Below are 22,391 nucleotides of genomic sequence, written 5' to 3' on the forward strand. Positions count from 1 at the left end.
ACCGTGTCCCGTGACACGGCGGGTCGTTGGTTCGTGTCCCTGCTGTGCCAAGACACCATCCCCCCGCCCCCCGCCACCGTGAATGCGGTCGGTATAGATGCGGGCCTCACCAGCCTGGTGACGCTGTCCACCGGGGAGAAGATCGCCAACTTGAAGAAGGAGAAGGGCTCGGCGAACAGGGAGAAGGCCCGCAGGAAGGTCGCCCGCATCCACGCCCGGATCACCGACCGCCGTCGCGATTTCCTGCACAAGCTCACTACTCGGCTCGTCCGTGAGAACCAAACGGTCGTGATCGAGGACCTCACCGTCCGCAACCTGCTGAAGAACCACAAACTGGCGCGCGCCATCTCCGACGCGTCGTGGACCGAGCTCCGGTCGATGCTGGAGTACAAATGCACCTGGTACGGGCGTGACCTCGTCGTGATCGACCGCTTCTTTCCCAGCTCGAAGCTCTGCGGGGCGTGCGGCACGGTCCGCGGGAAACTGCCGCTGAACGTCCGTGAGTGGACGTGCGACTGCGGCGTGGTGCATGACCGCGACGTGAACGCGGCACGCAACATCCTGGCGGCCGGGCTGGCCGCGTCTGCCTGTGGAGACGGTGTAAGACCTCAACGGGCATCCTCCCGAGCCGGGCAGTCGTCGGTGAAGCAGGAAACCCAGCGGGCGACCGCTGGAATCCCCCGCCCTTGGGCGAGCGAGGAAGTCAAGGTGATACGGCGACGGGTGCAACCGCAGGTTCCAGGTGGACGGCGTGCTCGGCGGCGTCCAGTGTTCGCCCGCAGGCGTCAGCGGTGTCGGCGATGGCGACCACCATGGCGTAGCGGCCGGTGTGCGAGGCGGGCGGCAGTTCCAGGACGTGGCCGGGCCCGGCGAGCACGCGGGCGATGTCGATGCCGGCGGGAAGCCGGTCCCTTTCGATGGTGACCTGCCCGACGACGGTCTCCACCTCCGGGTACAGGAAGCGCACGGCGGCAGCGCCGTGCCGGGCGGTGCCCGGTCGGGGCCGCTGTCCGAGGGCCAGGCGGGCGGCGGCGTCCCCGGCGTCCCAGCCGGTGGCGAGCAGGCCCAGGTAGGAGATGAAGTCGCCGCCGCTGCGCGCGTTGACCTCGACCAGGGCGGGGCCGCGGGAGGTCAGCCGCCATTCCGAGTGGGTCCAGCCGCGGGTGATGCCGACGGCGGCGTGCACGGTGGTCAGCGCGCGCAGCAGCGCGGCGTCGGTGAGCAGCGGGTCGTTGGCCGCGACGCTGTGGCCGACCTCCTCGAAGGCGGGTGGCGGGCTGAGCTCCTTGCGGGCGACGAACAGCGGGGTGACCTCGCCGTCCCAGATCAGCGAGTCGACGCTGATCTCCGGCCCGTCGAGGTACTCCTCGACGAGGACGGGCTGTTCGAAGCGCTCGCGGACCTCGGTCATGGTCGTACCGCGGATCTCCGGGAAGACCGCCGCGAGTTCCTCCGGCGTGCGGGCCATCCGGGTGCCGGTGCTGCCCACCAGCGCACGCGGCTTGACCACCACGGGGTAGCCGGTCGTGGCGGCCGCCGCGCGCGCCTCGTCCAGCGTGGACACGGCGGTCGAGCGGGCCTGTGGTCCCCCGGCCTCGGCGACGGCGAGGCGGGTCAGGTGTTTGTCCCGGCAGGTCAGCACGGCGTCAGGAGACAGGCCGGGCAGGCCGAGGGCGTGGGCGACGCGGGCGGCGGGCAGGATGCGGGTCTCGTCCCAGCACAGGATCGCGTCGGCACCGATCGGGCGGGCGGCGCGGGTCATGGCCTCGGCGTCCAGGGTGTCCACCAGCGTGTGGCCGGTGATGAAGGGGGACTCCCAGTCGGCCTCACGGTCGGAGAACAGCCAGATGCGGTACTCGCGGGCCACGGATGCCAGCAGGTGCCCGCGGGTCTCCTGGTCCATGGGGCTGATCAGGATCAGCAGCGGCGCGCTGGGCGGAGGCGAGGAGGCGGAGGGCATCGGTGATGGGCCTTTCGGTGGGTGGGGCTGCGGGCCCGCAGGGTTGGGCGGGCCGGTGGCGGGCCGCCTGGTCAGGGCGCCGCCAACTTGGCGGAGGTCTCGGCCCAGCAGCCGATCAGATCGGTGGCCGCCCCGGAGTCGATCGCCGCCGCGGCCCGGCCCAACTCGTCCGCGATGCGCGCGGCCAGGGGGCGGCGGGCCACGTCCGGGTCGGTCACCGCGGCGAGCGTGGTGAGTGCCGCGGCCGCCGAGAGCAGCACCGCGTCCCGGACCGGGCCGGACTCACCCGCGAACACGGCACGGGCGACCTGCGCATTGTGGCGTGCGTCGGCTCCGCGCAGCGCATCGAATGGAGCACGGCCGATCCCGACGTCCCGGGGGTCGAAGACACTTTCGTGCACCTCACCGCCGTACACGCTCCAGACGCGGGAGGTGGTGGTGACGGTGAGTTCGTCGAGTCCGTCCTCGCCGTGGAAGACGAGTGCGCTGTCGCCGCGCCGTGCCAGGACATGGGCGAGCAGTGGGGCGCGGTCGGGGAACGCCACGCCGACGGCGAGTGCGGCCGGCTTGGCCGGGTTGGTCAGCGGGCCGAGCAGGTTGAGCACGGTGGGGACGCCCAGCTCGCGGCGGGCCGGGGCGGCGTGCCGCAGGGCGGGGTGGAACTGCTGGGCGAAGCAGAAGGTGATGCCGAGTTCGGTGCCGACCTGCGCGACCTGCTCGGGCGTCAGGTCGAGCCGGATGCCCAGTGCTTCGAGGACGTCCGCGGAGCCGGAGGCAGAGGATGCCGCCCGGTTGCCGTGTTTGACGACCCGCGCCCCGGCCGCGGCGGCCACGACTGCGGCCATGGTGGAGATGTTGACCGTGCCGGCCCGGTCGCCGCCGGTGCCCACCACGTCGACTGTATGACCGGGCACGGCGATGGGCACGGCGTGGGCACGCATGGTGTCGGCGAGACCGAGCACCTCGGCGGCCGTCTCCCCCTTGGCGCGCAGGGCGACGAGGAGCCCCGCGAGTTGGACGGAGGTGGCGGCTCCGGTCATCACCTGGTCCATCGCCCAGGCGGTGTCGGACGCGTCCAGGTCGTGCCCGTCCAGCAGGGATCCGATGAGGTCCGGCCAGGTTCTCGTTCGTTCACGGACTGTCACAACTCGCAGTCTGCCGACCTGCAAAAGTTGGGCACCAGACCAGTTGAACAGCTCATCAGCGGACCAATCCGCATCCGCCTGTACGGTTTTTGCGTCCGTACTGGAGGACAAGAGGGGGAAGAGATGACGTGGCACGTCATGCTGGAGGTCGTACGGGACGGACCGGTCCCGCTCGGCGCTCAGATCGCCGACCAGTTGCGGCATCAGGTGGAGCGGGGGCTGCTGACCCCGCACACCCGGTTGCCGTCCAGTCGTCAGCTGGCACAGGATTTGCGGGTCTCGCGCAGCGTGGTGGTGGAGGCCTACGAGAAACTCACCGGTGAGGGCCTGCTGGAGTCGGTGCGCGGCTCCGGCACCCGGGTGGCGGCGCACGCGGACACCCGGATCAGGAAGCCGGTGGTGCTGGTCGACCGGGCGGTCCCGCCGGTGCGGTTCAACCTGCTGCCGGGCACGCCCAATCCGACGACGTTCCCGCACCGCGAGTGGGGCGCCTCCTACCAGCGGGCGCTGGAGTCGGCCCGCTGGCAGGGGCTCGGCTATCCGCCGCTGCTCGGCGTCGACCAGCTGCGCACGGAGCTGGTCTCCTACCTCGGGCGGGTGCGGGGGGTGCTCGGCAGTCCCGACGACATCATGGTGACCGGCGGGTTCGCGCACGCTCTGGGCCTGATCTGCGCCGCGCTGCGTGAACTGGGCATCGACCGGCTGGCGGTGGAGGACCCCAGTCATGACCGGCAACGGCAGTTCATCGAGGAGAACGGCATCCGGACGGTGGCGGTGCCGGTGGGGCCCGACGGGCTGGAGATCGAGCCGCTGTACGCGAGCGGTGTGCGGGTCGTCCTGGTGACGCCCTCGCACCAGTTCCCCCTGGGGGTGCCCATGTCGCCGCGGCGCAGGGAGGAGCTGGTGCGCTGGGCGCGGGACACGGGCGGCTGGATCATCGAGGACGACTACGACGGCGGGTTGTGGCTGGAACAGCGGGGCCGGCACCTCGCGTTGCAGCCGACCGGCCCCGACCGGGTGATCTACGCGGGCACGGCGAGCAAACTCCTCGCGCCAGGGCTGCGGTTGGGTTGGATGGTGCTGCCGCCGGAGCTCACATCGGTGATGGAGCGGGTGCGGGTGCGCCGGGACCTCGGCTGCGACGGTCTGATGCAGCTGGCGTTCGCGGACTTCCTGCGCAGCGGGCTGCTGGACGGCCATCTGCGCAAGATGCGGACCCGTTACCGCGCGCAGCACGGGGAGCTGATGCGGGCCGTGGAGCGGCATCTGCCCGTCGCCACCCTGGTCGGTCCGGTCGCCGGGCTGCATGTGTTCGCGGCGCTGCCGGACGGTGCGGACGAGGAGACGCTGGTGGCACGAGCTCTCGAGCTGTCCGTACTGGTCAAGGGCGGCCGGGTGTTCCACGACCGGCCGTACACCGCCCGGCCCGGGCTGGTGCTGGGGTACACGGCCCTGGGCCAGTCGGGCATCGAGGAGGCGATCCGGCGGATCGGGCAGGCCTACGATCAGCAGCCCGGCGAGACCCGCCGGGCCTCCTGAACGCAGGCCGTCTCCCGGTCAGTTGAACGGGGACAGCGCCGGGCGGGCCCGCACCCAGGCGCTGGGTGCGGTCGTCGCGGCGCTGCGGTGCTGCGGCAGCAGCGAGCGGTCGGCGTCGAACAGGCGATCCTGGTAGAAGCCGCGCAGATACGGGGCGCCGGAGGTGCCGCCGGATCCGGTGGTCTGCGGCGGGAGATAGCGCACGGCGACCCCGTAGTGGATCTTCCGCCAGGCGTAGAGCTCCTGGTCGAGGCGGTGGGCGGCGTCCAGTACACGCCGTCCCGCAGCCTCGTCGGGCACCCGGTGCAGCAGGTCCCGCAGCGGCTCGAAGTCCGGGTTCTGGTGCAGCAGGACATAGGCATTCTCGGTGGCCTCGTGCAGGGCCTCGACCTTCTCGGGATGGACGCCGAGCAGGTGTATGTGCAGCAGCTGGGTGGGGAACGCCTGGACGGCGCTGGCGTCGCCGGTCGCGTCCCGGAAGCCGCGGAAGTGCTCCACGGGCATGGTCCGGCGCATCACGAGCAGGGCCTCGGTCTGTGCGGCGGCCATGGCCGTCGCGCGCTCGAGGCACTCGGTCGCGTACTCCCACCGCCCGGCCCGCAGCCACTCGCCGGCGGACATCACCCGGGCCAGCACGCCCCAGGTGGTGGCCTCGACGAGATGGATCACGCGCAGGAAGGTGATCTCGTCGTGCTGGGTGGTCTGGGGCAGCACGGTCAGATGTTCCAGGATGTTCGCGCACCCGTGGGGCGTCAGATAGTCGCGCAAGTGGCGGGGCGGTGCGGCCGCGGCGGGCCGCAGTGCCGGTGCGCGGCCGGCGGTCCGTGACACCAGCGAGTCGAGCCGTGCGATGCGCTCGGCCAGCTGCGCCGGGTCGGGCAGGGCTTCCTGCGCCCACGACTCGGTGCCGTTCACGGTGCGCTGCTCATAGGCGCGCCAGCCGGCCGCGATGGCTCGGACGGCCTGCCAGCAGGCGCGTTCCACGGCGCTGTCCGGGGCGTGCCCGCGCGTGCCGAGCGCATGGTTGAGCAGCCGCACATTGCCGTAGGGCTGGTAGCGCTTGCCGCGGCGGTCCAGCGGTCCGCCCCCTCTGGCGGCCACCTGCTCGGGGTTCTCGCCCTCGGGAAGCGCGAGTTTCCATTCGGCCTGGAAGACGAGCTCGGCCAGGCGCAGAACCGCACGCTCCTGGCGGCTGAGCCGGTCCCCGTCGAGCGTGAGGATGACCGTCACGTCCTCGTAGGCCTCGGCCATCCAGGCGCGCAGCCCGGGATCGATCCGGTCGCGGCCCACGCTGCGGACGTGGTCGATGTAGTGCGCTGTGTCGAAGTCGAGCAAGGCACGCAGTGCGGCGGCAGTGCGCATGGCAAACATCCCCCTGAAGCGCCCCCAAGGGCGCTCGTACGTGACGCTGGATCCGTGGTCGGTTCGGTCGGTCGGATCGCTGATCAGTTCGGCGGCGGGTACCGCCGTACGGCTCTCCCAAGATCGGTGACGGGTACGGTCCGTGGGCTCACCGGTGGCAGGGACCGGCGATCGCGTAGGGCGCGGCGCGGGAGTCGGTGTCGGTGTCGGTGTCGTACGGGAGTTGGTCGAGAATCTCCAGGCGGGACTCGGCTTCGGCGGCCAATGCCCTTGCCGTGTCGGCGAAGTGGTCGTCCAGCTCGCCCGGTGAGGGGGCGTGCTGAGCGTACGGCTCGCCGACGGGACGGGTGGTGTCCGGGACCGGGGTCGCCTCGGGTCGGACCAGCCAGTCCTCGCCGATCCGGGTGTTGACGCACCTGGCCACGGCACGCGCCGCGGCCAGGTCCCGCTGCGGGTACGGGCCGACGACGTCGGTCGCGCCCAGGACGAGCAGCTCCGCGGTGCGGACCGGGTCGCAGCCGCCCGCGAGGCGCAGTGCCGCGATCCGCCGGGCCAGCGGGCGCAGGCCCCGGAGGTCGGCGGGACGGTAGAAGTGCGTGCTCTGCGGCGAGCAGCCGGCGGCGGTGAACTCGGCCAGGACGCGGTGCTGTTCCGCGGGGGGCGCCGGGATCCGCACGAAGACCCCGCCGACGTACTGGCGCTGCCAGCGGGCCGTGGCCCGGTGCAGGGCCGACGGACCGCCGGCGGTGGGTCCGGCGCACACGAGGATGCGCCGCTGGTGCCTGCTGGGCAGCGAGCCGTGGGGCAGGTCCGCGCGCTCCACGGCCGCCGTCGCACCGGTCGACATGGTCACAGCGCCACCTCCTGCACGTCGGGGGCCGCTCCGGCTTCCCGCAGGAGGTCGGCGAGGACCCGCACTCCGGTGTCGAAGTCCTCGGTGACCAGGCCGGGCGCGTCGTAGACGGTGAAGACCAGGTGGGAGGAGGACTTGGTGACGCTGGTGCGGCGGTCGGGGCCCTGGAGCATCGAGGCGACGATGCCCGTTCTGTCGCGGACCACAGGCTCGTCCTGGGAGCAGGTGACCGTCGAGCGGAACCCCGTGAAGGTCTCCCCCTGCGCGGCCCAGTCGAAGTGCAGTCCGCCGTCGACGGCTTCGGCGTCCTGGACGCCCATCAGCACGCCGGTGGTCAGCTCGCCGTACAGCAGGGCGTCGACGGCCGGGCCGATCGCCGGCAGGCCCTTGCGGCGAGCCGTGGCGATCTGGCCGGGCAACGGGCAGGTGACGCCGTGCGCGTCGAACCACCGGGCATAGACCTGCGCGACCTCGTCCGCGCCGTCGTAGACGTCCCCGGGTTGCTCGGCGAGTTCTTGGCGCCGTCGGGCGAGTCGGTCGGTGAGGGCGGCGGGGTCGACGGCTGCGGTGACGGCGGCGAAGCGGTTCAGCTCCGCCGCTCCGGACGGCTTGGTGCCGGCGCTCAGTGCCGGAGCGTTCAAGGCAGTCTCCCGTTGTTCGTTGCCGGATGCGTTCCGGTCGGTGATCGGCTCAGTGGATACGCACCCGGCCGGCGCGTTCGTTGCGGTCGTGCGGGGGCAGCACGGGCTCACCGGTGGCGTCCTCGTGACGGCGCAGCAGCTGGATCATGTCGAGCATCCGCTCCACCATGCGCTCCACCGCCTCCAAGCCCTCGGTGTCGGTCAGTTCGGGCTCGCGGGAGGTGTTGCGCAGCAGGGCGGGGAAGCCGCTGCCGACCAGGATCATCCGGTTGAGCAGCAGGTTGTCCACGAGCTGGTTGTGCACGGAGCCCTCGCTGTAGCGACGGCCCGTGACAATGATCCCGCCGACCTTGTTGGCGAGCGGCCTGTCGAATCGCAGGAAGCCGACGCCTGCCCGTTCGATGAAGATCTGCATGAGGTGGGCGAGACCGAAGCCGTGCACGGGCGTCGCGTAGATGATGCCGTCGGCGCGCTTCATCTCCTCGATGATCTGCGGCATCGCGTCGGGCAGTGCGCACGGCTCGGCGCGGTAGTTGCAGTCGCCGCACGGGCTGCACGGCGAGACGCGGTGGTCGCGCAGGTGGATCGTCCGGAAGTCGGCGCCCCGGAGTTCCACCAGACGGGCCGCGTGCTCCAGTGCCAGGTCGGTGTTGCCACCGGCTCGTTCGGAGCCGCATATCCCGAGGACGACGGGTCGTTGTTCCTGCAAGGTCTCCCCCAACGTGTCGGCGGGTCAGCGGGTGTCGGCGACGAGCACGGGCTTCTCGCGGGTCCGGACACGGGCCACGGCGAAGGCGGTCACCAGGGACAGCGCGGCCAGAGCGCCGCCGGCCACCCCGAGGGTGTCCGGTGCGTGTGCGCCGCCGTGGCGTACCACCTGGCCGCCGAGGAAGCCGCCCAGCGAGATCCCGAAGAAGGTGGCCGAGGAGTTCAGTGACAGCAGCAGCGGACCGGACGTCGGTGCGATGCCGAACAGGCGGTGCTGCTGCGGCGGCTGGGTCGCCATCGCGGCCAGGCCCCACAGCGCCATCGCCATGACGGCACCGGTCGTCGTGGAGCGGGTCAGCGGGAGGGTGACGAGGACCGCGGCGAGACCGGCGACGGAGACGGCGAGCACCGGGTTCACTCCGTACCGGTCGGTGGTGCGGCCGCCCAGCATCGTGCCCGCGATCGCGGTGACGCCGAACGCCAGCAGGAGCAGGGCGAGCGTCGAGCCGTTGCCGTCGGTGACCGGGTGGAGGATGAGCCCGATGTAGGTGAGCGCCAGGTAGCCGCCGGTCATGAAGAGCAGTGTGGTCCCCACCGTGAGCAGCACACGCGGGTCCCGTACGGGAGCCAGTCGTGCGGCGAGACCGGGCGCGGCCGGGAGGCGTACCTGAGGCAGGCCGAGGGCGACCGCGGCCGCGCACAGCAGGCCCAGCCCGGACAGCAGCCAGAACGTGGACCGCCAGCCGAGGTCGGCGGCGACCCAGGTGCCGAAGGGAACCCCGGCGACGGTCGCGGCGGACAGCCCGCCGAGGACGACCGCCAGGGCTTTGCCCCGCCGTTCGGGCGCCGAGAGCGCACCGGCACAGGCGGAGGCCGCGGGGATGTAGAGCGCGGCGCAGGCGGCGGTGAACACCCGGGCGGCCAGCAGCGAGCCGAGTCCGGGGGCGAGGGCGGAGGCGGCGTTGCCCACGGCGAAGCCGGTCAGGGACACCACCAGGACGGCACGCCGCTCCCAGGCTCCGGTGAGCGCGCCGAGCACCGGCGCGAACACGGCGTAGGTGAGGGCGAACAGGGTGCTCAGCCAGCCGGCGTCGGCGAGGCTGACCCGCAGGTCGGCGGCGACTTCCGGGAGCACGCCGGCGACCACGAAGGTGTCCGTGCCGATGGCGAAGGCTCCGACGGCGAGCAGCGGCAGGACGGGGAGTCGGTTCCCGGTGTTCGTCATCGGAGCGCTCCTGCCGGGGTGGAGTAGGTGTCGAGGCTGCCCGCGACGGTGTCGCCGCCGAGGAGGACCGTCTCGATGCCGCCGGGGCGGCTGAGCACCGTGATGTCCTCGGCCGGGTCGTCGCCGGTGATGACGAGGTCCGCCAGGCGGCCGGCCTGGACCGTGCCCGCGTCGTCGCCCCGGCCCGCCATGCGCGCGCCGTTGGCGGTGGCCCAGGTGAGGACCGTGGCGGCGGGGATGCCCGCCATCGTCACGTAGGTCTCCAGTTCTTCCGCGTAGCTGCCGTGCGGGGTCCAGGCGAAGCCGAAGTCGTCGCCCGCCACGACCGGGATGCCCATCTCGACCATCAGCGGCAGAATGCGCAGGGTGTTGTCGATCTCCGCCTGGAACTCCAGGGTCTCCAGGTAGTCGCTGGTCTTGCCGTGCCGGGTCCCGGTGGTCAGCAGCTTGTGCGGCTGGAACAGGCTCGGTACGACGAAGATGCCGCGGTCGGCGATGGCCTCCAGCGCCGCGTCGTCGGCGTACGTGGCGTGGTCGATCACGTCGACCTCGGCGGCGATGGCGTTGCGGATGCCGTCGAGTCCCCGCGAGTGGGCGCGGACACGGGCGCCGTGCTCGTGGGCGGTGCGGCTGGCGATCTTCAATTCCTCCGCGGTGAACAGCAGTTCGTGGGAGCGCCCGTTGGGGAAGGTGTCGTCTCCCGAGGAGAACACCTTGACGATCTCGGCGCCCTGCTCGATCTCGGTGGCCACGTACTCGGCCATCTCCTCCGGGGTGTCGGCGAGCCGCATCAGATCGGTGGGGATGCGCCGCTTCACCTCCGGATTGCGCCGGTCGGGCGGCCCGGAGACCATCAGGTCGCGGCTGCACGGGGTGATCCGCGGGCCGCGCAGTCGGCCGGAGTCGACGGCGTTGCGCAGCGCCATGTCGATGCCGGCGACCGAACCGGCGCCCACGAAGGCGGTGTAGCCCAGGGAGAGCAGGCGGGTGGTGTTCTCGGCGGCGGCGAGGGTCAGCTCGGGGACGGAGTACTTGAACAGCATCTCCCGCCCGTCGAGGACGTCCAGGTAGGCGATGTGGGTGTGCCCGAGCGTCATGCCGGGCATCACGGTGCGGCCGTCGAGGTCGACGACACGCACGTCGGGTGAGTGCAGCGGCGCAAGGTCCTCGGGCAGCACCGCCTCGATGCGGTCGCCGTCGATCAGCACGCTGCGGCGGGGCACCGATGCCTTGCCCAGTCCTTCCTGGACTGTGACGCGGTGCAGCAGAGTCTTGCGGGGCATGGGTGGGTTTCTCTCCTGTCCTTCACAGGGGGGACGGTTCGGCGTGGCCGAAGACCGTCCAGACGATTTCGGCGCCGGGCCTGCTGGCGACCCAGCTCAGTCCGTGGGCGCTGACTCCGGGCGCGTTGGTGACGGCCAGGTCGGCGCCTCCGGATGCCAGGATCTCCGCGGCGTGCTGGGTGGAGTCGGCGTCGACCCAGCGCACCTCGCGCCCGCTCAGCGCGGCGGGCACGACCTCGGCGTAGATCCGCCGGACCTCCCACATGGCCGCCACCCTGACCGGTCCGCGGCCCGTGGGCGGCCCGGTGTCCGGCGGCGCCGCGATCCCGTACTCGGGGGTCGCCTTCGGGAAGAACGCCACCAGTCGCAGGTCACGGTGCCAGTGGAAGCGGGTCAGGCCCTGGTAGGCGCTGGGGACGAGCGCGTACTCGACCTTGCGGTCGACCAGCGCCGCCAGGACGTCGTCGAAGGTGTCGTAGAGCCTGATGTGCAGGCCGTGGCACTCCACGAGCAGGCCGGCGGCGAGGTGGCTGGAGGTGCCGGTCGGGCCGAGCGTGCCCAGGGTGCTGCCAGGTCGGCTGTTCCAGCGCTCGGTCAGGCTGGTCCAGCGCTCCGTGTACTCCTCGGCGAGCCGCCGGGCGGTGTCAGCGCTCATAGCCGCGGTTCGCCGCCATCTTCTGGGCGACCTGGGTCTCGTGGTCGGGTGCGGTGCGCCGGTCGACTATGCGGGCGGCCTTCCAGCTGACGAAGGCGCCGGTGCTGACGATCGGGTCGAGGCCGTCGCTGAGTTCGGTCGTCACCGGTACGCCGAGCGCCTCGGCGGCCCGCTCGCGGACCTGCTCGGCGAGCGCGGCCGGATTTTCGACCAGGTCCTTGAGCAGTTCCAGGCGGACGGTGAGCCGGTCCTGCCCGCCCTCGTCCCGCTCGATGACGACCTGGTACCCGGCCGAGCCGGTCACTCCCTCCAGGACGGCGGTCTCGACCTGTCCCGCGGTCAAGCGCCGGCCGCCCAGCTCCAGCCGGTCCAGGGTGCGGCCGACGATGCGTACGACGTCACCGGGCATCTCGCAGTCGCAGTCGGAGGGTTGGACGACGACCGCGTCGCCGGTGCGGTAGCGCACCAGCGGCTTGACCCCATCGACCAGCATCGTCACGGTGAGTTCGCCGGCGCCGTGCGGGCCATGGGAGTCGCCGGTCTCGGGGTCCACGACCTCGATGAGGTAGTTCGTCTGGGACAGGTGCATCCGCTTGTTGCGGCAGGCCGTCGCGATGACGAAGGCCTCCTGGGAGCCGTAGAGGATGTTGTAGACGTCGGCTCCCCACACGGACTCCAGGTTGTGGGCCAGCGCGGGTGTGCACATCTCGCCGGTCACGAAGAGCAGTTTGACCGCGAAGTCGCGGCGCAGGTCGTAGCCGTAGTGCTCGGCGGCCTTGGCCAGGGTCAGCGCCACCCCGGGTGTGCAGCAGACGACCTCCAGCTGAAGATCCTTCATCAGCTGCAGTGCCTTGGGGAAGCCGATCACCGGGGAGTAGGGCCATATCTTGGCGTTCATCGAGCCGGTGTTGCGGGCGACGTCGCCCAGGGTGTCGCCGAAGGAGTGGACCTCGGTGGGCCCCATCAGCCCGATGCGCGGCCGTCGGTCGCCGAAGTGGTGCCGGAAGATCGATGCCCACGACTCGGTGACATGGGCGTTGCTGGCGACGACCTCACGTCCGTCGCGAGGACACGGGGTGGCGGGGCCGGTGGTGCCGGTGGTCTCGTAGAAGAAGACCGCCTCGGCCAGCGGGCGGCTGAGCACGTCCAGCATTTCGGCGCGCAGGTCGGCCTTGGTGGTGAAGGGCAGGTCGGCCAGGGTCGCCGGGGTCACGGCGTCCAGGTCCACTCCGCTGAAGTGCCGGGCGTAGAAGGGCGATCCGTCGCGGACCTGGGCCAGTACCGTGCCCAGCTGGCGGGCGCGCCAGTCGTCGAGTTCCTGCTGGGTGAGAGTGCGGTCGTAGAAGGCCTGGTGCAGGGCGAGGTAGCGGGTGGCGAACTGCGCCGCGGGGCCCTGGGTGGGCAGCCACATGGGCATGGGTCCTCTCTGTCGGGCCGCACGCGTCGGGGCGGGGTGGCCGGGCGCGGGCCGCGCTGAGGGCGCGGGCGCGCTCGGCGGGAGGGCTTCCCTGGCGGGCGGCTCGATGGGATCGGTGCTGTGCTCGATGACGTTCCGGACGCGGGCGCGCCGGACGGGCGATGTGGTGGGGGCCCACGTGGAGGTGCCGACCGGCGACGGTGCGAGTCGGCGCGAGGGCCTCGGTACGATGCGGTCGGGGGCTGTGTGTCCGGTCCCCTGCGTTCAGGGACGGGTGCTCAGTGCAGACCGCCGTTGACGTCCATGACGCTCGCGGTGATGTAGTCGGCGCCGGGTCCGGTCAGGTACCGGACCGCGGAGGCCACCTCGTCGGCGGCGCCGAATCTGCCCAGCGGGATGCGGGCGCGGTAGTCCGCGGCGCGCTCGACGGGGATGCGGGCCGCCATCGGGGTGTCGATGAGCCCGGGCGCCACGGCGTTGACGCGGATGCCGTGCGGTGCCAGGGACCGGCCCAGGCTGTACGTCAGCGCGATCACGGCGCCCTTGGAGGCACCGTAGGCGGTGTCGGGGCTGCCGGACTGACCGCTGATGGACGCGACGTTGACCACGCTGCCGGGTCGCCCCGCCGCGATCAGCGCGCGGGCCGCCGCCTGGGTGGCGAAGAAGGCGGCACCGACGTTGACGTCGAGGACGCGCCGGTAGTCCTCCGGTGTGTAGTCCAGGAAGTCTCTGGCGTCGTAGATCCCGGCGTTGTTCACCAGTGTCTCGGGCAGCCCGTGTTCCTGCTCGATGCGCCGGAAGAGTGCGGTCACCTCTGCCGGGTCGCCCAGGTCGGCGACGAGCGCCGCGTGGGCCGTGGGATCCGCCCCGTCGGTCCGGTCCACGGACACCACGCGGTGGCCCGCGTCGGCCAGCGCGGCGGTCACCGCGCGTCCTATGCCTCCGGCGCCGCCGGTGACGACTGCCACCGGCGACGGTGTTCCTCTTGTTGCGCTCACTTCCGTTCCCCCCGTGGATACTGCCGTGTGCTGTGCCGGCGGCTCAGCGATCCGCCGTGGTGCGTGTCCGTTCGAGAAAGTTGCCGAAGAGCCGCAGCCCGTCCTCCGTCATCACGCTCTCAGGGTGGAACTGCACCCCTTCGACGGGCAGAGTGCGGTGCCGCAGCCCCATGACGTAGCCGTCGTCGAGCGAGGTCGCCGTGACCTTCAGGTCCGCCGGCAGCGGGTCGGTGACGATCAGTGAGTGGTAGCGGGTCACCGTCAGCGGTGCCGCCGTGCCGGTGAAGACGCCTTCCCCGTCGTGCGTCACCGAGCTGGTCTTGCCGTGCATCAGGTTCTGCGCGACGGCGATCCTCCCGCCGTAGGCCAGGCCGATCGCCTGATGGCCCAGGCACACGCCGAGCAAGGGCACGCGGCCGGCGAACGCCTCCACCAGTTCGACGTGCCCGGAGTCGGCCGGGTGGCCGGGGCCGGGGCCGAGCACCACGGCGTCGGGCTCGGTGGCCAGGAGTTCCTCGACCGAGCGGGTCCGTGAGCGGACCACGTCGGTCTGTGCGCCGAGCATCAGCAGGTACTGGTCGATGATGTGGCTGAAGCTGTCGTACGCGTCGACGAGCAGGACTTTCACGGCAGCAGTTCCTCACCGGTCAGCGCCCAGTAGGTGGCGCTCATCTTGGCCAGGGTCTCCCGCCATTCCCCCGCGGGTGTTGAGTCGGCGACGATGCCGGCCGACGCCTGGGTGGAGTACCGCCGGCCGTCGTGGACGGCCGTGCGGATGCACAGGGCGAGCATCGCGAAGCCGCGCACGTCGACCACGCCGAGCGCTCCGGCGTAGATGCCCCGGGTGTCGTCCTCGATGTCGTTGATGATCTCCATGGCGCGCAGCTTGGGCGCGCCGGTCATGGTGCCTGCCGGGAAGGTGGCGCAGACGGCCGACCAGACGTCCGTGGCGGCTGTGATCCGTCCCGTCACGGTCGACACCAGGTGATGCACATAGGCGAACGGCTCGACCTCCATCATGGAGGTGACGTCGAGCGTGCCCGGCACGCAGACCCGTCCGATGTCGTTGCGGCACAGGTCGACGAGCATGACGTGCTCGGCCTGCTCCTTGACGCTGGACCGCAGTTCGGCGACGCGCCGGGCGTCCTCGGCCCGGTCCGTGGCGCGCGGTGCGGTGCCCGCGATCGGACGCATGGACAGCAGGTCGTTCTCGACCCGGATGAACAGCTCGGGGCTCGCCCCGATCACGGTACGGCCGGCCCACGGGACCAGGTACATGTACGGGGACGGGTTGCGGTGGCGCAGTCTGCGGTAGACCTGGTCGGGTGTCAGATCGGTCTCGACGTCGATGCGGTGACCGATCTGGATCTGGTAGCTGTCGCCGACCCGGATGTGGCGCAGGCAGCGGTCCACCCGCTTGGCGAACGTCTCCTCGTCCACGGAGTCGCGCACGGACCGCGGGGCCGGTGCCGGGGGCACGTCCGCCGCACCGGCGGGTGCCGACGCCGCCTCGGTGAGAGCGTCCGCCAGTGGCCGGCCGGTGTCCGGCGGCCATGCGGCGGATCGCGCGGTGAGGTGCCGGACCGTGCCGGTGGGCACGTCGTACCAGAGGGTCTCGCGGAAGAGGGCAAGGGTGCAGCGCGGCAGGTCGGCCTCGTCCTGGCTCTGCGGCAGCTGCTCCATGCTCCACGCGGCCTCGTAGGACAGCGTGGTGAGGAAGCCGAAGGCGAAGGTGTCCGCGGGCACGTCGGTGTCCACCTCGAAGGCGCCCTGCACCCGGCGCAGGATCTCCCAGACCTGTTCCGGGCCGGACACGTCCCACACCCGGGTGCCGGACCCGTCGGCGCTCGCGCGGCCAGGGCCGGCCGCGAGGGCGGCGTCGAGGGCGTCGGTGAGTTCCGGACCGGCGGTGAGCTCCACCCTGTCGGCATGGACGCGCAGTTCGGCCAGGAGGCCCCAGCCGACGGCAGCGGAGAGCCGGTCCTGCTGGGGTCCGTCCAAGCTCTCCAGCAGGTACACGTCGCCCTGCCGGCGGGTGCGGGTCAGTGCCTCGTAGACGCGCAGGGGGTCGCTGGGACCGAGGGCGGTGGACTCCACCTGAACCGGGAGACGCCTTGCGCGCTGGGGTTCCCCAAGCCCGGTCGTACTCGGTACTGACAACAAGGACACCGAAGAGAGCCTTTCGTACGGCGTCCGCCGTGGCCGTGGCGGACAAACTTCCGTAAGAAGGACTTCACCAAACCAGGGACCTCGCGGTCCATACCACTTGGGTGTCTGGGGAGGGGACCATTCTCGGCATCCGGTATTTCGAACAAAGGGCTGTCGAGCAGGGTCTTCACCCTGTCCGGCCGCTCTCGGGGGACGGCGCGTCCGGTGGACCGCTCACACGGACGCTTCCGCCAGGCCCGCGGACAGCCATCGCACCACCGACTCCGCGCTGTACGGCTGTCCTTGGGGGACGGTTCCGAGGGCACGCTCGCCCTGGTCACGGAGGCGACGCTCCGGCTGCGGCCACGGGCCCGCCACTCCACGACCGTACTGGCGGCGTTCGCGTCGGCCGAGTACGTCTTGATCCCTCAGGTGTGGGGCCGCGACTGTATTTCCAGCGGGTTCCCGAGGGGAAGGTTGTCAAGAACCGGGTGCATCTTGATGTGCGGGTCGGCACCGGACTCGTGGGCGAGGAACGGCTGGCCACGCTGGAGGCCGAATGCGCACGACTGGTGATGCAGGACGTCGAGGGCAAGGAGTTCTGTCTCGACTGAGCATTCTCCGACGGCCTGGCGGTGGAGCGACACGCCGTATCAGCGCCATCCGGGTAGGACGCTCACCCTGTTGCCGTTCCGCGGTGGATGCGGCGTGGCCGTGACCGGACGCTGGCCCTGGGCGCGGCACCTCATGTGACACACGGTCACCTGACCGCCCCGCGGATCTCACCAGGAGACGCACCATGCGTTCACCTGACGGCGGTGACCACGCAGGTCAACGGCCTCGTTTTCCCCTCCCGGGCCCAGTCACGGAGACGAACTCATCGTCGCGGGAAACGTCCTGCAGAACGGCATCACGGTGGGCACGTACGACGAGACCTGTACGACGACCCGTGCCGGCATCGACGACTCGAGCACCGTGCAGTGCGTGGTCACCCTCACGCTGCTCAAGGGGAAGATCACCGGGCAGGGAGTCTTCCCCATCACCAGTAGCGGTCCCGGCGACATCACCCTGGCGATCACGGGAGGCACGGGTGACTACCGGACCGCGCGGGGCTACGTCCAGGCGGTGAACACGAGCCCCATCGAGTCTCAGGTCACCCTTCACCTCATTCGCTGACCCACCAGCTGAGTGGCCATGAGGCGGACGATTTCCGTCTGGTGCTGGGCCAGGAAGAAGTGGCCGCCGGGGAAGACCTTCAGTGTGAACGGGCCGTCGGTGTGTTCGGACCAGGCGGCGGCCTCCTCCACGGTGACCTTCGGGTCGTCGTCGCCGACGAGGCAGGTCACGGGGCAGCGCAGGGGCGGTCCGGGTTCCCAGGTGTAGGTCTCGGCCGCGCGGTAGTCCGCCCGGATGGCCGGGAGGACCATGCGCAGGACTTCCTCGTCGCCGAGCAGTTGGGAGTTGGTGCCGCTGAGGCCGCGCATCTCGGCGACGAGGCCGTCGTCGTCGCGCAGATGGACGGTCTCGGCGCGGTGCGTGGACGGGGCGCGGCGGCCGGAGGCGATGAGGGTGGCGGGCATGATGCCACGCTCCCGCTCCAGCCGTCGGGCGATCTCGTAGGCGAGGGAGGCACCCATGCTGTGGCCGAACAGGGCGATGGGCCGGTCGGTCCAGGGCAGGAGGGCCTCGTAGACCTTGTCGGCGAGCGCCGGTACCGAGTCCAGGAGAGGTTCGGTGCGGCGGTCCTGGCGGCCGGGGTACTGCACGCACAGCACGTCGACGCTGTCGGGCATGGACCGGGACACGGGGAAGTAGAAGCTGGCGGAGCCGCCCGCGTGGGGCAGGCAGACCAACCGGACGCGGCTGTTGGGGCGCGGGTGGAACCTGCGGATCCAGGCGGCGTTGTTCTCGGTGAGCGGGGAGTTCACGGAGATCGATCCTCTTGGGGTTCGGTTCGGCGGCCGTCCACTGTGGCTGGGCGTTCGCCGGGGAGAGGGGGAGGGAGAACGGGCGGGCGCGGGCCGCCCCGCCCACCGCTCGTCAGGAATCCGTGACGTCCTCCTTGATGATCCGCTCGACGTTCCGCTCCGCCAGCGCCGTGATGGTCACGAACGGGTTGACGCCGATGCTGCCGGGGATGAGCGAACCGTCGGTCACGTAGAGGTTCTTGTATCCGGCGACGCGCCCGTAGTCGTCGGTGGCCTCGCCGAGCACGCAGCCGCCGAGCGGGTGGTAGCAGAAGTCGTCGGCGAAGGCCTTGATCTGCTTGCCGAAGAGGTCGTACCGGTAGATGGTGGCGTTGGCCTTGTTGATGCGGTCGAACAGCGACTTCGCGGCTGCGACGGCGGGCGCGTTCTGGTCCCGGGTCCAGCGCAGGTTCGCCCGGTCCTTGGCGGCGTCGTAGACGAAGGTGCCGCGCTCCGGGTTCTTGGTGATGGCCAGGTAGAGGCTGGCCCAGGTCTCGACGCCCGCCGGCAGGGGGGCGATCTCGGCGAAGACGGGGGCGTCCGGGTTGTCCCAGTCGTCGATGCCGAGGGCGGGGATCGACGACTGCTTGGTGCCCGTGGGGTTCCACATGTGGTTGGCGCGGGCGGTCATGATGTTGCCGTTGGGGCCCCAGCCTGCGCCGACCTCGGAGCTGAGGTGCGGGAGAGTGCCGGTCTCCCGGGCACGCAGCAGGAGTTCGGTCGAGCCGAGGCTGCCCGCGCCGAGGAACAGGTGGCGGCAGGAGACCTCCTTGGTCGCGAGCAGTTTGCCGTCGGTGTCTCTCTGCTCGACGGTCAGCAGGTACGTGCCGTCGCTTTGCTGACGGATCGTTTTGACCTGGTGCAGGGTCTCGATGGTGACCTTGCCGGTGCCCAGGGCTGCCGCCAGATAGCTCTTGTCGAGTGAGACCTTGCCGTGGTTGTTGCCGTAGATGACCTCGGCGGCCAGCGCGGACTTGGGCACCGCGCCGTCCGCCTCACGGCGCATGTGGTCCCAGTCGTAGACGTTGGGCACGAAGGTGGTGCTCAGGCCCGCGTTCGAGGCCTGCTGGCGCGAGACACGCGCGAACGTGTACCACTCGGTCTGCTCGAACCAGCTCTTGTCGATGGTGCCGACCCGTAGGGTGGAGTTCGCGCGCGGGAAGTACTTGGTGTACATCTCGTCGGCGTCGACCCGGGGCAGCACCTCCTCGAAGTACGAGCGCCGTGGCGTGACCGCCATGCCGCCGTTGACGAGCGAACCGCCGCCGACACCGCGTCCCACGTACACGGACATCTGGTCGAAGTTGACCCGGTCCAGTACACCCGCGTACGGCTCGATGTCCCGGTTGGCGAGGTCGAGCCAGAGGAAGGAGCCGAGCGGGGCCTCGGTGCGGGTCTTGAACCAGCTGGAGCGCTTGTCGGGCTTGAGCATCCCGCAGAACACGTTCCCGTCGGGACCGGGCTGGTTCCACAGCCGGCCCATCTCCAGCATCAGGGTGGGGACCCCCGCCTCGCCGAGACGCAGGGCACAGACGGCCGCGCCGTATCCGGTGCCGACCACGACGGCGGGGACGAACGTGCCGCCGGAACCATCTCTTGCGGTGGCGGCGGCCGCCCCGGGGGCGGCGGTGATCGTGGTCTGCCCCGCGAGTGCGGCGCCGCCCAAGGCCGCCAGGCCAAGCATGCGGCGGCGGGACATGGGCTGGTGTGCAATCACGCTGTGTCTCCTGAGCTTGGGGAGAGGAAAGATGGATCGGAAGGCCGGCCGGAGCGGCTCGGCCTGGGGCGGAACGGGCTGCGCGGAGACCGTGCCAAGGCCGTCGTGGCTTCAGGCGTCCGCCGGGCCCGGCAGCAGAGGAAGGGCAGCAGGACGCGGCCGGTTCGGGCCGTCCGGCGGCCCCGGGCGTGTGGTAGGCGCTGTTGAACGCTGCTGCGGCCACCGCTCGAGCCGGCGCCCGGCCTGGGCCCCGTGCCCGCTCACTTCACGAAGTCGTCCACGACCTCGGGCGGCCAGGTGCCGACCTTGAGCACGCCCATGGAGTAGGCACGGGAGACCAGCGCAGCACGGTTGGGCACCTTCAACTTCCGCAGCAGGCAGGTCACGTGGTACTCGACGCCCTGCCGGCTGAGGTAGAGGCTTGCCGCCAAGGGGATGGTGGAGACGCCGGCGGCGATGCCTTCGAGGATGCGCGCGTCCATCGCGGAGAGGATCTTTCTGCGTTTGGTCACCACACGCGTCTGCTCGGCGTCCCCAGCCGTGGGCATCATGACGAGGATCGCGGTCGTGTCGGGCAGGCCACCGCGCACCGCGACCGCGGTGAGGGGAACGGTGAAGGCGGACTCCTCGCCGGGCCCCACGGCAATGACGGGCGTGACGAATCGCTGGTGCTTCCCTTCCAACAAATTGGAGAATTGACGCACCAACGGCTGCTGCACGCTCGGGTGCACCACGTCACGGAAATTGCGGCCGCATATATCCTCGGACGAGCCGTTGAACTGCCGGAAGAACTCCTGGTTCGCCTGCTGGATGGTCAGTGTTTTATCGAGGCTCGCCATGCACAGGCCCGGAGCTGCAGGTGCTGGACTCAGCAAGAGAGGGCTCCCTGTCAGAAATACTTGAAGGGCGAAATCAATTCGGAGGCTGGTGAGCGGCCGTGAAGGCCGTCAGCAGGGGCGTCATCGACTCTGTGACCAGCGATGTCTCCAGATGCCGACATCGTGCGCCACCACCCTTGCGGGGTCCTGGTCGAGCCGCTGGCAACTCCTTGCCGTCGCCTGCCATCGTTTTTCGGACCACCTGTCGAAATCCTTGCCGGGCACCTGCCGCTTTCTTGCCAATCGATGGATCGCCAGCTTGGAATGCGCTCTCCCTATGCCATGATCCACAGGAGACGGTGTGCGATCAGCCAGCTCGAAACCGTCCGTCAGCCAGCCATATCCGCGAGAACGACGGGAACCGTCATGCCCGCATCTCCGAGCGCAAACGTGTCACCCACAACTACCGGCCGGGCTGAGCTCATACTGAGCGTTCTGGGGCCCATGTCGGCGCGGCACGACGGGCACGACCTGCCGCTCGGCCCGCCACGCCGACGGGCGTTGCTCGCCCTGCTGCTCATCCGCCTGGGCCGCGTGGTGCCCACCGAACTGCTCATCGAGGAACTGTGGGGTGACGAAGCGCCCCGTCACGCCGTGGCCACGCTCCAGAGCCATGTCTCTCATCTGCGCCGGGCCCTGCGTACAAAGGCACGAACAAGCCAACTTTCGGCACTCCGTCATCGCACACCCGGTTATGTCCTCGACCTCGATCCCGAACAGGTCGATGCCTGCCGCTTCGAGCGTCTGGTCACCGACGGACGGCGGCTGCTGGAACAGCGCGATCCGCACACCGCGCAGGCCCGGCTCACCGAGGCGCTGAGCCTGTGGCGCGGCTCGCCGTACGCCGAGTTCGACAGCCATCCGCCGCTCAGCGACGAGTGCACCCGACTCGAACAGATCCGGCTCACCGCCGTGGAGTCCTGCGCGGAGGCGCGGCTGGCTCTCGGCGCGGCCGAAGAGGTCGCCGCAGATCTGGACGGCGAGGCGCGCCGTCATCCCACCCGGGAGCGGCTGGTCGGCCACCTCATGACGGCACTGTCCCGGCTCGGGCGGCAGGCCGAGGCGCTCGAGGTGTACGAGCGGACGCGCAGTCATCTGGTCGAGCAATTCGGCGTGGAGACCGCAGCCGAACTACGCCAGGTCAGAAACGCGATTCTGCGCCAGGAGCCGGGACCCAGCACCCCCTCGACGAAGCCGTCTCCCGCACCACCTGAGTCCACCGGAGCGTCATATGTCCCGCTCGAGAGGAACGAGATCGGTGACGAAGACTTACAGAACTCCGAGGGCTACGAGGGTTCCGGGGACGGTGGGACGGCCGACACGACCCGGGGGCAGGGCCGGGCGCCGGCATCCCATGACACTCACGGGACGGACGGGTCCGGCGGGGCCGTCGAACACGAGGGGATCACGCAAGCCGGGACTGCCCAGGGGCCGCCTGTACCCGGGCCGGAACACGAGGCGGCGGCCGCCCCGGAAGCCGGCGCATCCCCGGAGTTCGAGCCGGGGTGGACGGCTGCTCCTTCGCCGTTCACCGGCCGCAGCCAGGAGTTGGACCGTCTGACGACCGCTGCCGCCAGCGCGGTCGTGGGCCATGGCCATGTGGCCGGTGTCCTCGGCCCGCCAGGGGTCGGCAAGACCCGTCTGCTGCTGGAACTCGCGGCACGTCTGGAGAGCATGGACGCGCACGAGAAGGGCTCCCGGCTGGAAGTGGTCTGGAGCCACTGCTTCCCCGGCGAGGGCGTCCCCGCCTACTGGCTGTGGACCCAGATCCTGCGGCGGCTGTCCGCCACCCGGCCGGAATGTCTGTAAGCACTTCTTTGGGCTCCAGTGCACGGAGTTGTTTTGGCTCCGCTGCAGGGGTGGAGGGGGCGTGTGTTGGTGTGATTCACGCCCCT

At 70.8% G+C, this 22,391-nt stretch carries 19 protein-coding genes and 2 pseudogenes; 5 read left to right on the forward strand and 16 right to left on the reverse strand.

Going from position 1 to position 22,391, the window contains the following annotated elements; all coding sequences use genetic code 11:
• A pseudogene (locus AB0I54_RS46150) lies at positions 1-684 on the forward strand (RNA-guided endonuclease TnpB family protein); the annotation flags it as partial.
• A 19-nt stretch (positions 685-703) separates the two neighbouring features.
• On the opposite strand, the gene AB0I54_RS46155 reads toward AB0I54_RS46150, so the two are convergent.
• Together AB0I54_RS46155 and trpD are read right to left on the reverse strand one after the other, a co-directional pair.
• Positions 704-1,960 carry an ATP-grasp domain-containing protein gene (locus AB0I54_RS46155; protein ID WP_363302398.1) on the reverse strand — a complete coding sequence of 419 codons (1,257 nt, stop codon included), beginning with the start codon at positions 1,958-1,960 and terminating at the stop codon, positions 704-706.
• A gap of 71 nt (positions 1,961-2,031) precedes the next feature.
• Positions 2,032-3,105 carry an anthranilate phosphoribosyltransferase gene (gene trpD, locus AB0I54_RS46160; protein WP_363302399.1) on the reverse strand — a complete coding sequence of 358 codons (1,074 nt, stop codon included), beginning with the start codon at positions 3,103-3,105 and terminating at the stop codon, positions 2,032-2,034.
• A gap of 123 nt (positions 3,106-3,228) precedes the next feature.
• Here trpD and AB0I54_RS46165 point away from each other — a divergent pair, with 123 nt between their 5' ends.
• Positions 3,229-4,644: a PLP-dependent aminotransferase family protein gene (locus AB0I54_RS46165; RefSeq protein WP_363302400.1), complete on the forward strand. Its 1,416-nt coding sequence runs from the start codon at positions 3,229-3,231 to the stop codon at positions 4,642-4,644.
• A gap of 18 nt (positions 4,645-4,662) precedes the next feature.
• Here AB0I54_RS46165 and AB0I54_RS46170 read toward each other — a convergent pair whose 3' ends face one another.
• From AB0I54_RS46170 to AB0I54_RS46220, 11 genes are all read right to left on the reverse strand, one after another.
• Positions 4,663-6,006, reverse strand: coding sequence for a hypothetical protein (locus tag AB0I54_RS46170; RefSeq protein WP_363302401.1), 1,344 nt, complete (start codon positions 6,004-6,006; stop codon positions 4,663-4,665).
• Positions 6,007-6,154: 148 nt separating this feature from the next.
• Positions 6,155-6,859, reverse strand: a complete 705-nt coding sequence (locus tag AB0I54_RS46175; RefSeq protein WP_363302402.1) for a hypothetical protein — start codon at positions 6,857-6,859, stop codon at positions 6,155-6,157.
• Positions 6,856-7,500, reverse strand: a complete 645-nt coding sequence (locus AB0I54_RS46180) for a phenylalanine--tRNA ligase beta subunit-related protein (RefSeq protein ID WP_363302403.1) — start codon at positions 7,498-7,500, stop codon at positions 6,856-6,858. Before AB0I54_RS46180 ends, AB0I54_RS46175 begins: the two co-directional genes overlap by 4 nt.
• Positions 7,501-7,549: 49 nt before the next feature.
• Positions 7,550-8,209 (reverse strand): flavodoxin family protein, encoded by a 660-nt coding sequence (locus tag AB0I54_RS46185; protein ID WP_363302404.1) that lies wholly within the window; start codon positions 8,207-8,209, stop codon positions 7,550-7,552.
• A gap of 24 nt (positions 8,210-8,233) precedes the next feature.
• Positions 8,234-9,433: an MFS transporter gene (locus AB0I54_RS46190; RefSeq protein ID WP_363302405.1), complete on the reverse strand. Its 1,200-nt coding sequence runs from the start codon at positions 9,431-9,433 to the stop codon at positions 8,234-8,236.
• Entirely contained in the window at positions 9,430-10,716 is a 1,287-nt protein-coding gene (locus AB0I54_RS46195; RefSeq protein ID WP_363302406.1) for an amidohydrolase family protein, read from the reverse strand. Before AB0I54_RS46195 ends, AB0I54_RS46190 begins: the two co-directional genes overlap by 4 nt.
• A 22-nt stretch (positions 10,717-10,738) precedes the next feature.
• Positions 10,739-11,371 carry a hypothetical protein gene (locus AB0I54_RS46200; protein ID WP_363302407.1) on the reverse strand — a complete coding sequence of 211 codons (633 nt, stop codon included), beginning with the start codon at positions 11,369-11,371 and terminating at the stop codon, positions 10,739-10,741.
• Positions 11,361-12,788 (reverse strand): phenylacetate--CoA ligase family protein, encoded by a 1,428-nt coding sequence (locus AB0I54_RS46205; RefSeq protein ID WP_363302408.1) that lies wholly within the window; start codon positions 12,786-12,788, stop codon positions 11,361-11,363. Before AB0I54_RS46205 ends, AB0I54_RS46200 begins: the two co-directional genes overlap by 11 nt.
• A 278-nt stretch (positions 12,789-13,066) precedes the next feature.
• Positions 13,067-13,756 (reverse strand): SDR family NAD(P)-dependent oxidoreductase, encoded by a 690-nt coding sequence (locus AB0I54_RS46210; protein ID WP_363302409.1) that lies wholly within the window; start codon positions 13,754-13,756, stop codon positions 13,067-13,069.
• A 73-nt stretch (positions 13,757-13,829) separates the two neighbouring features.
• Positions 13,830-14,414: an aminodeoxychorismate/anthranilate synthase component II gene (locus AB0I54_RS46215; RefSeq protein ID WP_363302410.1), complete on the reverse strand. Its 585-nt coding sequence runs from the start codon at positions 14,412-14,414 to the stop codon at positions 13,830-13,832.
• A complete protein-coding gene (locus AB0I54_RS46220) occupies positions 14,411-15,883 on the reverse strand; it encodes an anthranilate synthase component I family protein (RefSeq protein WP_363302411.1) in 1,473 nt (490 codons plus the stop codon). The genes AB0I54_RS46215 and AB0I54_RS46220 overlap by 4 nt, the downstream gene beginning before the upstream one ends.
• Before the next feature lie 470 nt (positions 15,884-16,353).
• On the opposite strand from AB0I54_RS46220, the pseudogene AB0I54_RS46225 reads away from it, so the two are divergent.
• Both AB0I54_RS46225 and AB0I54_RS46230 read left to right on the forward strand, forming a co-directional pair.
• A pseudogene (locus AB0I54_RS46225) lies at positions 16,354-16,548 on the forward strand (VOC family protein); the annotation flags it as partial.
• 301 nt (positions 16,549-16,849) lie between these two features.
• Entirely contained in the window at positions 16,850-17,110 is a 261-nt protein-coding gene (locus AB0I54_RS46230) for a hypothetical protein (RefSeq protein WP_363302413.1), read from the forward strand.
• Here AB0I54_RS46230 and AB0I54_RS46235 read toward each other — a convergent pair.
• The 3 genes from AB0I54_RS46235 to AB0I54_RS46245 all read right to left on the reverse strand — a co-directional run bounded on the left by AB0I54_RS46235 (position 17,095) and on the right by AB0I54_RS46245 (position 20,457).
• Entirely contained in the window at positions 17,095-17,862 is a 768-nt protein-coding gene (locus AB0I54_RS46235; protein WP_363302414.1) for an alpha/beta fold hydrolase, read from the reverse strand. The two genes, AB0I54_RS46230 and AB0I54_RS46235, sit on opposite strands and share 16 nt — an antisense overlap.
• A 112-nt stretch (positions 17,863-17,974) precedes the next feature.
• Positions 17,975-19,600, reverse strand: coding sequence for a GMC oxidoreductase (locus AB0I54_RS46240; protein WP_363302417.1), 1,626 nt, complete (start codon positions 19,598-19,600; stop codon positions 17,975-17,977).
• 278 nt (positions 19,601-19,878) lie between these two features.
• Positions 19,879-20,457 (reverse strand): LuxR C-terminal-related transcriptional regulator, encoded by a 579-nt coding sequence (locus AB0I54_RS46245; RefSeq protein WP_363302415.1) that lies wholly within the window; start codon positions 20,455-20,457, stop codon positions 19,879-19,881.
• 483 nt (positions 20,458-20,940) lie between these two features.
• On the opposite strand from AB0I54_RS46245, the gene AB0I54_RS46250 reads away from it, so the two are divergent.
• A complete protein-coding gene (locus AB0I54_RS46250) occupies positions 20,941-22,305 on the forward strand; it encodes a BTAD domain-containing putative transcriptional regulator (protein ID WP_363302416.1) in 1,365 nt (454 codons plus the stop codon).
• The last annotated feature ends 86 nt before the right edge of the window (positions 22,306-22,391 follow it).

Origin of the sequence: Streptomyces sp. NPDC050625, assembly GCF_040654755.1 — a bacterium.
In the GTDB taxonomy this organism is placed as follows: Bacteria; Actinomycetota; Actinomycetes; order Streptomycetales; family Streptomycetaceae; genus Streptomyces.